The organism is Flavobacterium sp. S87F.05.LMB.W.Kidney.N, from assembly GCF_004366435.1.
Classification (GTDB): domain Bacteria; phylum Bacteroidota; class Bacteroidia; order Flavobacteriales; family Flavobacteriaceae; genus Flavobacterium.
On the sequence record NZ_SODX01000001.1, the window covers coordinates 1,211,448 to 1,226,213 of the forward strand.

Annotated in this window: 13 protein-coding genes; 5 read left to right on the forward strand and 8 right to left on the reverse strand. The window is 34.0% G+C overall.

Features of this window, described 5'->3' with window-relative positions:
* The first annotated feature begins 157 nt into the window (after nucleotides 1-157).
* Nucleotides 158-787 carry a DUF4230 domain-containing protein gene (locus EDB96_RS05345; RefSeq protein ID WP_134139557.1) on the forward strand — a complete coding sequence of 210 codons (630 nt, stop codon included), beginning with the start codon at nucleotides 158-160 and terminating at the stop codon, nucleotides 785-787.
* 194 nt (nucleotides 788-981) lie between these two features.
* Here EDB96_RS05345 and EDB96_RS05350 read toward each other — a convergent pair whose 3' ends face one another.
* The 3 genes from EDB96_RS05350 to EDB96_RS05360 form a co-directional block, all read right to left on the reverse strand.
* Nucleotides 982-2,757 carry an aromatic amino acid hydroxylase gene (locus EDB96_RS05350; RefSeq protein WP_134139558.1) on the reverse strand — a complete coding sequence of 592 codons (1,776 nt, stop codon included), beginning with the start codon at nucleotides 2,755-2,757 and terminating at the stop codon, nucleotides 982-984.
* Between the two features lie 137 nt (nucleotides 2,758-2,894).
* A complete protein-coding gene (locus tag EDB96_RS05355; RefSeq protein ID WP_134139560.1) occupies nucleotides 2,895-3,341 on the reverse strand; it encodes a hypothetical protein in 447 nt (148 codons plus the stop codon).
* Nucleotides 3,342-3,421: 80 nt separating this feature from the next.
* On the reverse strand, nucleotides 3,422-3,832 hold the full coding sequence (locus tag EDB96_RS05360) for a group III truncated hemoglobin (protein WP_134139561.1): 411 nt from the start codon (nucleotides 3,830-3,832) through the stop codon (nucleotides 3,422-3,424).
* Between the two features lie 376 nt (nucleotides 3,833-4,208).
* Here EDB96_RS05360 and EDB96_RS05365 point away from each other — a divergent pair, with 376 nt between their 5' ends.
* On the forward strand, nucleotides 4,209-6,371 hold the full coding sequence (locus tag EDB96_RS05365; RefSeq protein WP_134139563.1) for an RICIN domain-containing protein: 2,163 nt from the start codon (nucleotides 4,209-4,211) through the stop codon (nucleotides 6,369-6,371).
* A 78-nt stretch (nucleotides 6,372-6,449) separates the two neighbouring features.
* On the opposite strand, the gene ilvA is transcribed toward EDB96_RS05365, so the two are convergent.
* The 5 genes from ilvA to EDB96_RS21020 form a co-directional block, all read right to left on the reverse strand.
* Entirely contained in the window at nucleotides 6,450-7,694 is a 1,245-nt protein-coding gene (ilvA, locus tag EDB96_RS05370) for a threonine ammonia-lyase IlvA (RefSeq protein WP_134139670.1), read from the reverse strand.
* Between the two features lie 351 nt (nucleotides 7,695-8,045).
* On the reverse strand, nucleotides 8,046-8,585 hold the full coding sequence (locus EDB96_RS05375; RefSeq protein WP_134139565.1) for a DUF4136 domain-containing protein: 540 nt from the start codon (nucleotides 8,583-8,585) through the stop codon (nucleotides 8,046-8,048).
* 140 nt (nucleotides 8,586-8,725) lie between these two features.
* On the reverse strand, nucleotides 8,726-10,705 hold the full coding sequence (locus EDB96_RS05380) for a urocanate hydratase (RefSeq protein WP_134139566.1): 1,980 nt from the start codon (nucleotides 10,703-10,705) through the stop codon (nucleotides 8,726-8,728).
* Between the two features lie 424 nt (nucleotides 10,706-11,129).
* Nucleotides 11,130-12,104, reverse strand: coding sequence for a 2-hydroxyacid dehydrogenase (locus tag EDB96_RS05385; protein ID WP_134139567.1), 975 nt, complete (start codon nucleotides 12,102-12,104; stop codon nucleotides 11,130-11,132).
* A 149-nt stretch (nucleotides 12,105-12,253) separates the two neighbouring features.
* Nucleotides 12,254-12,430 carry a DUF5522 domain-containing protein gene (locus EDB96_RS21020; protein ID WP_157848510.1) on the reverse strand — a complete coding sequence of 59 codons (177 nt, stop codon included), beginning with the start codon at nucleotides 12,428-12,430 and terminating at the stop codon, nucleotides 12,254-12,256.
* Between the two features lie 113 nt (nucleotides 12,431-12,543).
* On the opposite strand from EDB96_RS21020, the gene EDB96_RS05390 reads away from it, so the two are divergent.
* From EDB96_RS05390 to EDB96_RS05400, 3 genes are read left to right on the forward strand one after another with little or no spacing between them, the layout of a single operon-like run.
* Complete coding sequence (locus EDB96_RS05390; protein WP_134139569.1) at nucleotides 12,544-12,879, forward strand: hypothetical protein; 336 nt, start codon at nucleotides 12,544-12,546, stop codon at nucleotides 12,877-12,879.
* Nucleotides 12,876-13,784: a 1-aminocyclopropane-1-carboxylate deaminase/D-cysteine desulfhydrase gene (locus tag EDB96_RS05395; protein ID WP_134139570.1), complete on the forward strand. Its 909-nt coding sequence runs from the start codon at nucleotides 12,876-12,878 to the stop codon at nucleotides 13,782-13,784. The genes EDB96_RS05390 and EDB96_RS05395 overlap by 4 nt, the downstream gene beginning before the upstream one ends.
* Nucleotides 13,777-14,676 carry a glucosaminidase domain-containing protein gene (locus EDB96_RS05400; RefSeq protein WP_057117081.1) on the forward strand — a complete coding sequence of 300 codons (900 nt, stop codon included), beginning with the start codon at nucleotides 13,777-13,779 and terminating at the stop codon, nucleotides 14,674-14,676. Before EDB96_RS05395 ends, EDB96_RS05400 begins: the two co-directional genes overlap by 8 nt.
* The last annotated feature ends 90 nt before the right edge of the window (nucleotides 14,677-14,766 follow it).

Genomic DNA, 14,766 nt, shown 5'->3' on the forward strand with positions numbered 1-14,766 from the left:
GAATTTTCACTAATCTTAGCTGTATGTTTTTTATCGATTTCACAAATTAAAAATTAAGAACGTCAAATTTGACATTTTAAAAAATTAGTGTAATTAGTGCAATTCGTGGCAAAGAATAGTAAAAAAAGAAGTAAATTGGTCTAAATATTTTATTAGAATGCAAAACTTAATCAAAAGAATTATAGGTATTGGTATCATCGTTTTATTAATTGTTCTGGCTTTTAAATATTGTCAGTTTAAAAAAGAAGACGATTCTGATATTCAGTACAATACTAATTTAATTCAGCAGCAGATTCTTAACGTCGGAAAATTGGTCGTAACCGAAGGTCATTTCTCTGAGGTAGTTACTTATAAGAATCAGCAGAAATATTTAATGGATTTGGTTTCTTTTGAAAAGAAAGCACTAATTGTAGTAAATGCTAATGTTACTGTTGCTTACGATTTACATCAAATGAAATACGACATCGATGAAAAAAACAAAACGATAACCATATTAAATATCCCAAAAGAAGAAATTACAATAAATCCAGATATTCAGTTTTATGATGTTGAACAAAGTAAACTGAATCCGTTTACTGGAGATGACTACAATAAAATCAATAAATCAGTAAAAGCCAATCTGGCTAAAAAAATTGAGAAATCTACTCTAAAAACAAATGCCCAAAATAGATTAATAAGTGAATTGTCAAAAATCTTAATTATGACAAATTCAATGGGCTGGAAATTACAATACAACGGGAAAGTTATCGAATCTGAGACTGAGCTGAATCAAGATTTGAAGTTATAGAGGAAAGGTACAAAGGTTCAGAGTAGCAAAGGTTCAAAGGTTTTTTTGCAATCTTGTCGTTTTGACGGAGGAGCAATCACACTAGAAATTTCGCAATTCTAATCGTCAATCTTTGTCGAATCCCGAGTGTAATTGCTCCTCCGTCTAAATGACAAATAAGCTTAAAAAACTCAAATAATAAAAACTTTCTCGCCTTAGTGCCTTTGTGGCAAATTAGGCAAAGAGCTATCAAAAATCAAATCCAATCCGCCAGAAATTAAATGTGCAATTTCAGGACGTTTTACCTTCAATTGATCCAAGTAAACCAATACTTCTTGTAAAAGCTGCTTTTCGTCTGAATCTTTTAGAAGCTCTGCTATTTCAATTGATAACAACCAATCGTTAGAATGATTATTTTTTAATTTTTCAAAAACAGACTTTAATTCGGTTTTAGAGTCTTTATTATTTCGAATGTTACGAACTGTTGCGTATAGAATTTCTAATTCATCACGCTCTTCAGTATGTTTTGCCTTTATAGTTTTAGTGGTCGGAACAATATTAATTAAATCGAAAGAGTTCACATCGGCTGGACCAGAAAATGCAGATATAACTTTTTTACCAATCGCCATATCATAATTTCCCCAATCGGGCTGAAACAAAATCGTTTCACCATGCGTAACCGTACAATTTCTAAAACTGATTAAAATAATCTCTCCATGAAGATTTCTAGAACCTGTAATGATTTCACCTTCAACAATAATATTACCTTCAAATTCCAGTTTTACAGTCTCGTTTTCTACAATACTGTAAGCCTGCAGATCTTTCGGACTCATGTCTTCAATGGCCAGATTAAAACCTTTCAATTTTCCAATAGGACTTCCAAAACCGTGAGGATGTGTTAAAGTTCCGTGGCCGACTAATTCTTTTTCGCGGTAAGCCAATGCTGTTTTTCCAGTTGTTTGAATGTAAACAGGTTTTCCTTCGTCTTCAATTACATTGGTAAAAACTCCTGAAATTTGTAAACCTGTACTCAATTCAATTGTTCCTAAAGCATTGGATTGAATCAATTTCTGAATTCCCGAAAGGCCTCCAGTTCGCAAAGCCATTTTATTCGCAAATTCTTCTAAAATCAGACTCAAATAAGAAAATGTCGGCGTTACATAAAGTTGTGGCTGTAACTGCGTAATATCAAAATTCTGATTCGCCGCTGAAATATCATACGGAATCTTCTTCACGTTATCAGTCATACACCAAGCACTTTCACCAATAGAAGAAAGTAATCCGGCACCATATATTTTAGGATCTTCAACCGTCCCGATTAAGCCATATTCAACTGTCCACCAATGCAGGTTTCTAATTTGCGCCATTTCAGACAATTCGCCCATATTGTTTTGTAAATCGGCAACAGCTTTTTCGGCTTCGTCTATTTTTTCTTGCGGCGTGTCTTCGGCTTCCTTTAAAATAGAAAGCAGACGAATCGCTTCGTACATTTGATAATCTTTATGAGAAGAAATGGCTTTGCACCCAATTTCGCCAAAACGTCTCAAATATTCAGCATATTCAGGATTGGCAATAATAGGAGCGTGGCCAGCACCTTCGTGAATGATGTCTGGTGCGGGAGTATATTCAATATGTTCTAATTGCCTGATATCCGAAGCAATAACCAAAACATTATAAGCCTGAAATTCCATAAAAGCATTTGGCGGAATAAATCCATCAACGGCAACTGCCGCCCAGCCAATTTCGCTCAAAATACGATTCATTCCGTACATACTCGGAATGGAATCGATCTCAATTCCAGTTTTGCGTAAACCTTCTAAATACGAATGATGGGCAACTTTAGAAAGATAATCTACGTTTTTACGCATAACATATCTCCAAACCGCTTGATTAATAGGAGTATAATCACTATAATCTTGAGGCTTAATAAATTGCTGTAAATGTTTAGGCAATCGCTCTAATAACGGATTGGTTTCAATATTTGGGTTCATTTCGCAAACGTTGTAGATTAGAATGTAAAATTACGAATTTAGACCGCTAATTTTTGCTGTTTACCACAATATTTTTATTCTAAAGTGATTTTTATTGCGTTTTTATAGATTTTGAGAAATGAGTAATAGTTAAAATTTTAGCAGTCATTATTCTCATAATTGACTTTTTCCATTGTTTTTTCAAAGTTTTCAATTTCCTTTTTAGTCATTGAAGCCTCTTTTAAATCAACCTTAAGCTGTTTTTGAGCATCAGGGCTAATCCATAAACCAGTAAACGTATTGCCGGTTTTCTTTAAGATTAACACACCGCTGAAACCATGTTCGACTAAGACAAATTCATTCTCTTTTTTTCTGTTTTGAGTAATATCAAGCTGAATCCAATTATTTGATTTATTGTAGCGATACATTGAAGTAAACATTAAATCGGCAGTACACGGATTTTCTTCTGTTTTGATATAAAGTGTTATAGGAGTTTTTCCGTCAACTGTTCCTTTGTATAAATTAGAAACTGGAGCTTGAGATTGTGCGTTTGAATGATTTATAAAAGAAAAACAAATTATAAAAAACAAGATTACTTTTTTCATAAATAAGAAATATAGATTTGAGATTAATTCATTCAAATATATCGAATTAAGGAATCTGTTTTTTATTGACCAATTAGTTTTTAATCTTTTTTACTGGAATTTCGTAACTCGTTTTCGGCATTTCTGAAATATTCAATTTTATGACTGAACATAAAAGCCATATTTGCGGCACGCATTTTAGCTTCTTCAGTAATTACACCCGCAAATTGTGAGTCAATGGTAGAATTGAAAATCTGAATCCAGCGGTCAAAATGAGTTTTATCAACAGGCAGTTGTTTGTGTGGTGGAAATGGAGTTCCAGAATAAGCGCGGACATCAAATAAAATAGTCTGCCAGAAATTATACATTTTTTGCAAATGCGGTTCCCAGCGATCTTGCAGCTTATCATTAAAAATAGGACCAATAAGATCATCTTTTCTAACATTTCCATAAAAGCTGTCGACCATTTGTTTAATGTCTTCTATTGTCGAAATATCTTTTAAATCTGCCATTTTATTGTATTTAAAGTAGATTGCAAAAATACAATTTAACTTTTTTCACTATACTGATATTTGTCATTAATCCCTGTAAATACGCAATAAACACGTTTTGTAAGGTAATTGTATAACTATTTTGTTTTTTGATAAGTTATTTAGCTTTGTATAAGTAAGTTTTTTATGATTTTTTGTTTTTTAAATTAATGATTCTTAGTTAATTATAGAACAAGGAGATGAGTTTTTGTTATATCTGATTTTTAAATTTGATGTGTATTTGTAAAGTTTTAAAAATGATAATATTGTAAAAATACTCATAATATTGTGATGTTTTAGTAAAATAAAAGGAAATTAATAAGAAAAACTAATTATCAAAAACCAAAACCACAAAAAAATGCACAAAACTACTCAAACATCTGCGCGAGTAAATAAAATGCGAAAACTGCTTCTTAGTAGTATGCTATTATTTATTTACAGCTTAAATGCACAAACTGTAACTCCTTGGATGACAACAGGAGATCAAACCAAATTATTACAGCAGCAATCTGCTGTCAGCTTTGGAACCAATTCAGGATCTAATCCTTCCACAGTCACAGTCAATCTGGGAACAACTTATCAAACCATTGATGGATTTGGTTACACCCTAACTGAAGGCAGTTGTGAAGTGATCAGCGGTATGGCAGCAACACAGCAAAACCAATTGCTAAATGATTTATATAATCCTACAACAGGATTAAATGCAAGTGTAGTTCGTATCAGTATCGGAGCTTCTGACTTAAGCAGTTCATCTTACAGTTACAATGAAACTTCTGGCGATACAAATATGAACAATTTTAGCTTAAACGGGCCTGATTTAACATATTTAATTCCAATTATCAAAAAAATCCAGCAGATCAATCCAAACATAAAAATACTAGCTACACCTTGGTCTGCACCACGCTGGATGAAAACTAATGGTTCTTGGGTTGGAGGAAGTTTACAAACACAATATTATGCGGCTTATGCGAGATATTTTGTGAAATACATTGCGGCAATGCAGGCGCAGGGAATTCCGATTTGGGGAATTACTCCACAAAACGAGCCAGAAAATCCAAATAATGAGCCAAGTATGCTGATGAATTCGACAGAACAAAAGAATTTTATTAATCAACAACTTGGACCTCAAATGACTGCGGCAGGTTACGGAAATGTCAAAATTATTGCTTTTGATCATAACTGCGATAACACCGCATATCCTACTGATGTTTTGAATAATAGCAGCTATGTAGATGGAGCAGCTTTTCATTTGTATTTAGGAAATATATCGGCAATGTCAACAGTACGAAATGCCACAAATAAAAACGTATATTTTACAGAACAATATACAGGCTCAGGCGGAAGTTTTAGCGGTGATTTTGGCTGGCATATGCAAAATGTTGTGATAGGCAGTACAAATAACTGGTCGAAAACAGTTTTGGAATGGAATGCAGCAAATAATTCAAGTTTAGGACCGCGAACTCCAGGCGGATGTAACACTTGTTTAGGAGCGATTACAGTTAATAATAGCACTACCTATACTAAAAATGTTGCATTTTATATTATTGGCCAAATTTCAAAATATGTAAAACCAGGAGCTGTAAGAATTAGTTCGTCAAGTACAAGCGGCAGTATTTCATCAGTTGGATTTAAAAATCCTGATGGTTCCATTGCACTTGTAGTATATAACTCCGGCGGATCATCAAACACAATAAAAGTAGTATCAGGATCATCGGCATTTAATTATGCAGTTCCTGCTTCATCTGCAGTAACTTTTACATGGGGAGCAGGAACACCTCCTGTTACTAGTTTTCCTGGTTACTATAATATTATTTCAAGAAATAGTAATAAAGGTTTAGATGTTGCTGATAATTCAACTACAAGCGGAGGAAGGATTCAGCAATATGATATAACAAACGGAGGCGGCAATAATCAGCGCTGGAAATTTGTTTCTGACGGAAGCGGGAATTATTACATTATTGTAAAATCAACTGGAATGTACTTGGCTGTGGAAAATAACGGTACCGCAGATGGATTAAAGGTGCAGCAAAAAACTTTTTTGTCTTCAAATGAATTCAAATGGACTGTGACAAGTTTAGGAGGCGGTTACTACAAAATCATAAATGTAAACAGCGGAAAATCTCTAGATGTTGAAAATGTATCTACAGCAAATGGAGCCAATATTCAAGTTTGGAGTTATACTGGAGGTTTGAACCAACAATGGCAATTCGTGCAAGTTGAGTCTTCTGCAGCCAAAAGTGCTTTGGCAGTAGAAACAGTAGTGGCTGAAAATGAGAGCTCAAATGATATGACAGTTTTTGTTGATGAAGCCAGCAATTATTTAAAAATTGATACCAATCATCAAGGCAGTGCCGATGTACAAATATTTAATATAACGGGACAGCCTGTTTTAAAGAAAACTATAAACTTTGTCAAAGGAAATCAACAAGAAATAGAGATTTCGAGATTGCCAAAAGGAGTTTATGTAGTGCGAGTTACGGATGGTGAAGGCTCTTATTCTAAAAAAATACTAAAGCAGTAATTACAAGTTTAGAATTCAATTAGTAATTTTATATTTGATTTGGAAAGGCTGTCATTTTATGTGACAGCCTTTTTATTTTTATCCAATTAATTGTGTGAACAAATCTTGATTGTCATTTAAATATTGAAATTCGAAACCATTTTCAGTCATTTTGAGTTTAATTGGCATGATGTCATTTTTGTTTTTCAACTCTAAACCCACAACAACAGAACCCACTTCGCGGCTGTTTTTCTTAGCAAACTGGAAATACGTGATGTCATCATCTGGACCTAAAATATTATTGACAAATTCTTTTAAAGCCCCAGGACGCTGTGGAAACTGAATCATAAAATAATGCATTAAACCTTCGTAAAGTAAAGAACGTTCTTTTATTTCGGCAGTTCTTTCAATATCATTATTACTGCCGCTTACAATGCAAACCACATTTTTGTCTTTAATTTTATCTTTATAAAAGTCTAAAGCAGCAATTGTTAGCGCACCCGCAGGTTCAACAACCATAGCTTCTTCATTATACAATCGTAAAATTGTTGTGCACACTTTTCCTTCGGGAACAAGAATAATATCTTCTAGGTTGTAGCGGCAGATTTCAAAAGTTTTATCGCCAACTTGTTTAACAGCAGCTCCGTCTACAAATTTATCAATGGTTTTTAGCGGCGTATTTTTATTTTCTTCAATCGATGTTTTCATCGAAGGCGCTCCTTTTGGTTCAACGCCGATTATTTTTGTATTCGGACTTAAGTGTCTAAAAACTTCAGACAAACCAGAAGCCAGTCCGCCGCCGCCAATTGGCACAAATACGTAATCAATAGGTTCTTTAAAACTTTCTAAGATTTCTAAACCAACAGTTCCTTGTCCTGCAATTACTTTTTCATCGTCAAAAGGATGGATAAATGTTTTGTGGTTTTTGATCGCATCAGCAGTTGCAGATGCGTAGGCATCATCAAAAGTATCCCCTGTAAGAACAATTTCAACAAACGATTTCCCGAACAATTGTACTTGCTTTACTTTTTGTTTCGGCGTAGTTTTTGGCATATAAATTTTGCCGTTTATTTGGAGAAGATTACAAGAATAAGCAACGCCCTGCGCATGATTTCCTGCACTGGCGCAAACAATTCCGTTTGCTTTTTCTTTTTCGTTTAACGAAGAAATCTTATTGTAAGCACCTCTAATTTTATACGACCGAACGATTTGTAAATCTTCTCTTTTTAATAAAACGGTAGCTTTAAATTCATCTGAAAGATTCAAATTTTGTGTCAAAGGAGTTGCGGCAACTACATCTGCGAGCTGCTTTTTTGCATTAAGTACTTCGTTAAATAAACTCATCATGTTTTGTTTTTTTGCCACGAATTCCATGAATTGACACTAATTTTATTCTCTTAGAAAAAATAATTCGTGCTAATTGGTGCAATTCTTGGCTATTTAAAATCTTTTTAAAATAAAAAACCTCCCAATTGGGAGGTTTCTATAAATTATATTTTTACAAACTTATATAACACCTCGCCATTACTGCTGAATTGCAATAATGCTAATAATAGCGATAATAATGTTACTAAAGTTTGTCATTTTTTTGTTATTTGAATAGCAAATGTATTAATTATTTTGCGAAGTACTCATGAAATATTTTAAGTTTTATGAAATAAACTGAAAATTTCCACTGTAACCTGAAACTGAATACTATTTCTTAACTGGAGGATATTGTGCTAAAATTTTACCAACAAACTCGGCAATTCTTTCATCTTTTTTATCGATGTCTCGAGTTAGAGTTCCAACACCTTCACCTTGCCAGATCATTTCTTTCTTTTTAGCATCAATTAAATCAATGTACAAAGTTCCTTCGGTAGAAGTAGAAACAGTAGTTTGGTTACCGCCATACATCATCCACGGATTCCATCCCCATCCCCAGCCGTAACCCCAGCCAGCACTAAATTGATTTACATCTACTTGTTCTCTTGATTTTGTAAATATATTTACAAGTAAATCAGGATTATCGCTTTTAGTAAAACCTTTAGCCTGCATTTGATCATCGATAGCACGAAGAATTCTTCTTTTATCTAAATCTGATATCTCGACCTTGTCAATTCCGGGCTTAAAGTAAGCGTATCTTTTATAAGGCGTAAAATCGACAGTTTTGTCGTAATCAGAATAAACAGTAACACTGCTGCAGGAAGAAAGTATCAACAGCAGGAAAAATGGAATTAACTTAAGTGTTTTCATATTATTAAAAATTTAATGTTCTTGTTTGTAATTAGTTTATCCTAAAAAACAACTTTATTTTTTCTGTCAGAGTGATTTCATTCGGTTTCATTAGCCTTCGACTTCGCTCAAGATGACAATAAGGGTACGAAAAAATCTACTTAGCTAAGAAGACTTTCATCTACCATATTAGGTAAAGTTACTTTTAATAAAGCCTCATTTTCCATTGCTCTTTTTATGGCAAAAACAGCACCTTCATTTCGAGCCCAGCTTCGTCTGGAAATTCCGTTGTTAACATCCCAGAAAAGCATTGATGCTAAACGCTTTGAAGCCTCTTTAGAACCATCAAGAACCATACCAAATCCGCCGTTTATAACCTCTCCCCAGCCAACTCCTCCGCCGTTATGAATTGATACCCAGGTTGCTCCTCTAAAACTGTCGCCAATTACGTTTTGAATAGCCATATCGGCTGTAAAACGTGATCCGTCATAAATATTAGATGTTTCTCTATAAGGTGAGTCAGTTCCAGAAACGTCATGATGATCGCGTCCTAAAACCACAGCTCCAATTTCACCTCTAGCAATCGCTTGGTTAAAAGCTTCTGCAATTTTAACTCTTCCTTCTGCGTCAGCGTATAAAATTCGGGCTTGAGAACCTACTACCAGTTTGTTTTCCTGTGCACCTTTAATCCATTTGATGTTATCCTGCATTTGCTGCTGAATTTCATTTGGAGCAGTTTCAGCCATTTTTTCTAAAACTTCGCAAGCAATTGCATCTGTTTTTAATAAATCTTCGGGTCTTCCAGAGGTACAAACCCAACGGAAAGGACCAAATCCGTAATCAAAACACATTGGTCCCATAATATCCTGAACGTAACTTGGATATTTAAAATCGATATTATTTTCTGCCATGACATCTGCACCAGCGCGGGAAGCTTCCAGTAAAAAGGCATTTCCGTAATCGAAAAAGTAAGTTCCTTTTGCAGTATGTTTGTTAATTGCCTTCGCTTGACGGCGTAAAGATTCCTGTACTTTTTCTTTGAATAATTCGGGATTATCGGCCATCATTTGATTGGCTTCTTCAAAAGAAATCCCCGCTGGATAGTAACCTCCAGCCCAAGGATTATGTAAAGAAGTTTGATCTGAACCTAAATCAATTTTGATATTTTCCTGATCAAAGCGTTCCCAAACATCAACTACATTTCCTAAATAAGCAATCGAAACTACTTCTTTATTGGCTTTCGCCGAATTGACTCTCGCAACCAATTCATCTGTAGAAGTTACCACTTCATTAATCCATCCTTGTTCGTGACGAATTTTAGTGATTTTCGGATTTACTTCGGCGCAGACCGTAATACATCCGGCAATATTTCCAGCTTTTGGCTGTGCACCCGACATTCCGCCAAGTCCAGATGTCACAAAAAGATTTCCTTCCGGATTTAATTTTATTTTTCTGAAACCATTTAAAACCGTAATTGTAGTTCCGTGTACAATTCCCTGCGGGCCAATGTACATATAACTTCCGGCGGTCATTTGTCCGTATTGCGAAACGCCAAGGGCATTCATTTTTTCCCAATCGTCAGGTTTGGAGTAATTTGGGATTACCATTCCGTTTGTTACCACTACTCTTGGTGCTTCTTTATGCGAAGGAAATAATCCCATCGGATGTCCAGAATACATGGTCAAAGTCTGCTCATCTGTCATTTCAGACAAATACTGCATCGTCAATAAATATTGTGCCCAGTTTTGAAAAACGGCACCGTTTCCTCCATACGTAATCAATTCATGCGGATGCTGCGCTACAGCATAATCCAAGTTGTTCTGAATCATGTGCATGATAGCTTTGGCTTGCAATGATTTTCCTGGATATTCGTCAATTGGTCTTGCGTACATTCTGTAATCTGGACGCAGGCGATACATATAAATACGTCCGTATTTTTCTAATTCTTCTGAAAATTCAGGGATTAATTCGGCGTGATGTTTTGGATCAAAATAACGCAACGCATTTTTTAAAGCCAGTTTTTTTTCTTCTGCCGAAAGAATTTCTTTTCGTTTTGGCGCGTGGTTAATCGTTGAATCGTATTCTTTTTTTGGAGGTAATATATTTGGAATTCCTTGTTGTATTTCTTCTTTGAAAGTCATTTTTTTTTAAGGTGCTAAGTTGCTAAGATTCTGAGTTGCTAAGGTTTTTTACCTTTAGTTGTGTCGCCCCGCTGGGGCTGAAATTAAAATCGATAATTATGTTCTATAAATATTTAACTCCTCCAGAGTTATTTTTTTTAAGCCTTGGAAAGGCGAAATAGTTATAGAGAATAAAAACGGATCGGTACAAAAGCTCCATCGGAGCGAAATTTTTGCCCATGAAAATTCGATAAAACAATAATTATCTAATTTTCAAATTGACACATTTTCTAATTAAAAAAAACTACGGATAACGGATATCCGACCTATGATAAGATTTGTGGATTTTAATCCTAAATTTTCTTGAACGAATATCCATTTTATAATTTTAGATTGTTGATTTCAGATTTTAGATTGGAATTTGGAATTTAAAAATTTGGAACTTTTAAATATAAACTTCTTCATTAACACAAAACGGCATTTTTTTATTTTCAGAAAGTGCTATTATATTTTGTGCGGCACAAACAGCCATTCCATTTCTGGCTTCGTAGGTTGCAGAACCAATATGCGGTAAAACACAGCAATTTGGCAGCTCTAATAACGGATTGTCTTGTTTCATAGGTTCTGGATTCGTAACGTCAAGTCCAGCTCCCCAAATTATATCATTGGTTAAGGCATGATAAAGATCTTCTTCATTATGAAATTTTCCTCTCGCTGTATTAATGAAAATCGAATTAGGTTTCATTTTAGCGAAGGTGTCTTTATTGAAAAGTTCATTGTTTTCTGAAGTATAATTAGCATGAACACTCAAAACATCACTTTGTGAAAGTAGAGTTTCAAAATCTACAAATTCCGCATCAAGTTCTTTTTCGGCATTTTCATTATGAGAACGATTGTGGTAAATAATGTTCATTCCGAAAGCAGCTTTACACTTTTGCGCCATTTCAAAACCAATTCTTCCTAAACCAAATATTCCCAACGTTTTTCCATAAAGTTCCTGTCCTAAATTGGCCATTGCATCAAAAGTTCCCCATTCGCCGTTTATAATTCTTTTGTGATGGTAAAACGACTTTCTGGCTACACTCTGCATCAATAAAAAAGCGGTGTCAGATGTTGCTCTGCTCAAAACATCAGGCGTATTTCCAACAGGAATTTTTCTCTTATTTGCCGATTCTATATTAACAGAATCAAATCCGACAGAAAACAAAGCAATACCTTTTAAATTTGGGCACTGCTCAAAAAAATCTTCATCTAAATTACTAGAGCCTACATTTAGAAGAGCATCATTTTCCTGACATATTTTTATAAATTCCTCCCTTGATAATACATGCTTTGTTGGATTTATAGTTAGGTTGATGCCTTTTTCCTTTAATAATGCAATCCCGGCTTCAGGTATATTTTTAGTTATAAAAACATTCATTTTTTGTTTAGATTTTTAGATGTTAGATTGTTAGACTTCTTAGATTTTTTTGAAGTTGAAAATCATATCTATCTTTAATGAGGTTAGTTTAATTTAAATTCACTTTCAATAATTATCTAATTATCAAATTGGCACATTTTCTAATTAGATTATTTCCTAATCGTGCCTGTCTTTTTATCATAACCATACGGACAATGACGACAGCCGCTTTTGCAGCAATAACCTCTTTTTAAATGGTGTTTTTCAGTAAAGCATTTATAACCTTCGGGTGTATAGTAAAAATCTTCGCCTTCGATTAATTTATTTTCATTACTTTGCTCTTTCATAAAACTGCTTTCGGTCGTATTTTCATTTCTTAAAAATCAAAAATAAATATTTGATTATGATTTTAATGAAATCTAATAATTTTATATCTACAAATTTATAAATTTTACAGCCAATGTTTCTGATTGTTGCCAAATATTTAATTCCGAAAGGATATCGCGGAATGGCTGTATTTCCGTTTATTTTAATAAAATATGATTTTGATAAATCGAACGGAGTTTTTGTAAACCACGAAAAAATTCATTTGAGACAGCAGTTAGAACTTTTGGTAATTCCGTTTTTTGTCTGGTATGTTCTCGAATATTTAATTCGATTAGTTCAATACCAAAACATGGATTTGGCATACCGAAATATTAGTTTTGAGAGAGAAGCTTACGCAAAAGAAACCGAGTTGGATTATTTGAAACAGCGATCTTTTTTTCAGTTTCTACATTATATTACATTAAAATGAATCCAGTTATCAACCAGCCTATTTCAATCAATTTTCCAAATGACATTTCTTTGACGATAAAGCGTGAAGATTTGATTCATCCTTTTGTTTCGGGGAATAAATTTCGAAAATTAAAATATAATTTACTTCAGGCGAAAGCCGAAAATAAAAAAACGCTATTGACTTTTGGCGGCGCATTTTCCAATCATATTGCAGCAGTGGCGTATGCGGGAAAGGAGCAGGGTTTTAAAACGATTGGTATTATTCGAGGCGATGAACTTTTGAATAAAATTGAAGAAAATCCAACTTTAAAATTTGCTCAGGAAAACGGAATGGAATTTGAGTTTGTTTCTCGTGAAGATTACCGTTTAAAAAACGAAAGTTCTTTTATTGAAAAGTTAAAAGATAGATTTGGAGACTTTTATTTAGTTCCAGAAGGAGGCACAAACGAACTGGCTGTAAAAGGCTGTGAAGAGATTTTGACAGATGAAGATGTCGACTTTAATTATGTTTGTTGCGCTGTTGGAACTGGCGGCACGATTTCTGGATTAATTAATAGTGCATTGCCAAATCAGAAAATTTTAGGGTTTCCAGCGTTAAAAGGTGACTTTTTAACCGATGAAATTCGTATTTTTGCAAAAAAAGATAACTGGAATTTAATTTCTGACTATCATTTTGGAGGTTATGGCAAGATAAATTTAGAATTAATCGAATTTATAAATGCTTTTTTTGAAGAAAATAAAGTGCCTTTAGATCCAATTTATACAGGAAAGATGGTTTTTGGCGTTATAGATTTAATCAGCAAAAATTATTTTTCTGCACATTCAAAAATTTTACTCATTCACACTGGTGGATTACAGGGAATTGATGGAATGAATATAAAGTTGAAGCAGAAAAAATTACCAATACTCAAAACCAATGATTAAAAAAATTGTATTACTTCTCGTAATATTAGCTTTAGCAAGCTGCTCTTCTAGTAAGCCTGCCATCGCGACGACTAAAAAGGCTGCAGCAGTTCAAACGAGGACTGCAGCGGCAAAAAGAACTACTCCCGTTAAACCAATTGGTAAAAATTATCCTTCTACAAATAATACAACTGAGGTTATTCAATCTACTTCAAAAACAGTTGTAACCAGCGATTTGATTAATAATTATGTTTTGCAGTATAAAGAGATTGCGATGGGAAACATGAAAACTTATGGAATTCCAGCCAGTATTATTTTAGCACAGGGAATTTTGGAATCGGGTGCGGGAAGAGGAGATCTAGCGCTTGAAGCGAATAATCATTTCGGGATTAAATGTCATAATGATTGGTTAGGAGAAAGTGTTCGCCACGACGATGATTCGGCTCAGGAATGTTTTAGAAAATATCCTCAAGCTTCAGAATCTTACAGGGATCACGCTTTATTTTTGGTTGGAAAAAAACGATATGCTACCTTATTTACTTACGAAAAAGACGATTACAAATCTTGGGCAAAAGGTTTGAGAGCGGCAGGTTATGCAACAGATCCAAAATATCCAGATAAGTTAATTAGTTATATTGAACGTTACAATCTGCATCAATACGATTGTCAAGTTACAGGTAGAAACTACGTGCCAATCAATACTTCTGCTCCAGCAAAAAAAACATCTTATGATGTCGCATCTGATCCAAAGATCAATATGAATACGTATGATCCAAATTCATACGAAGTTCAAAAAGGAGATACTTTGTATTCCATTTCAAAGAAATTTAATTTATTAGTTGATGATTTGAAGAGAAAAAATAACCTGACTGATAATGCGATTTCAATTGGGCAGAGATTGAAGGTGAAGTAAAAGTTTTCAGTCTCAGTCACAGTGTTCAGTCACAGTGTTCAGTCACAATTTTCAGTTTTCAGTTTGAAGTTAATATAAAATCCAAAAATA

What these genes read in the sequence shown, in the direction of transcription:
- EDB96_RS05345 (WP_134139557.1), top strand. Translation starts at nt 158, where the DNA reads ATGCAAAACTTAATCAAAAGAATTATAGGTATTGGTATCATCGTTTTA.
- EDB96_RS05350 (WP_134139558.1), bottom strand. Translation starts at nt 2,757, where the DNA reads ATGAACCCAAATATTGAAACCAATCCGTTATTAGAGCGATTGCCTAAA.
- EDB96_RS05355 (WP_134139560.1), bottom strand. Translation starts at nt 3,341, where the DNA reads ATGAAAAAAGTAATCTTGTTTTTTATAATTTGTTTTTCTTTTATAAAT.
- EDB96_RS05360 (WP_134139561.1), bottom strand. Translation starts at nt 3,832, where the DNA reads ATGGCAGATTTAAAAGATATTTCGACAATAGAAGACATTAAACAAATG.
- EDB96_RS05365 (WP_134139563.1), top strand. Translation starts at nt 4,209, where the DNA reads ATGCACAAAACTACTCAAACATCTGCGCGAGTAAATAAAATGCGAAAA.
- ilvA (WP_134139670.1), bottom strand. Translation starts at nt 7,694, where the DNA reads ATGAGTTTATTTAACGAAGTACTTAATGCAAAAAAGCAGCTCGCAGAT.
- EDB96_RS05375 (WP_134139565.1), bottom strand. Translation starts at nt 8,585, where the DNA reads ATGAAAACACTTAAGTTAATTCCATTTTTCCTGCTGTTGATACTTTCT.
- EDB96_RS05380 (WP_134139566.1), bottom strand. Translation starts at nt 10,705, where the DNA reads ATGACTTTCAAAGAAGAAATACAACAAGGAATTCCAAATATATTACCT.
- EDB96_RS05385 (WP_134139567.1), bottom strand. Translation starts at nt 12,104, where the DNA reads ATGAATGTTTTTATAACTAAAAATATACCTGAAGCCGGGATTGCATTA.
- EDB96_RS21020 (WP_157848510.1), bottom strand. Translation starts at nt 12,430, where the DNA reads ATGAAAGAGCAAAGTAATGAAAATAAATTAATCGAAGGCGAAGATTTT.
- EDB96_RS05390 (WP_134139569.1), top strand. Translation starts at nt 12,544, where the DNA reads ATGTTTCTGATTGTTGCCAAATATTTAATTCCGAAAGGATATCGCGGA.
- EDB96_RS05395 (WP_134139570.1), top strand. Translation starts at nt 12,876, where the DNA reads ATGAATCCAGTTATCAACCAGCCTATTTCAATCAATTTTCCAAATGAC.
- EDB96_RS05400 (WP_057117081.1), top strand. Translation starts at nt 13,777, where the DNA reads ATGATTAAAAAAATTGTATTACTTCTCGTAATATTAGCTTTAGCAAGC.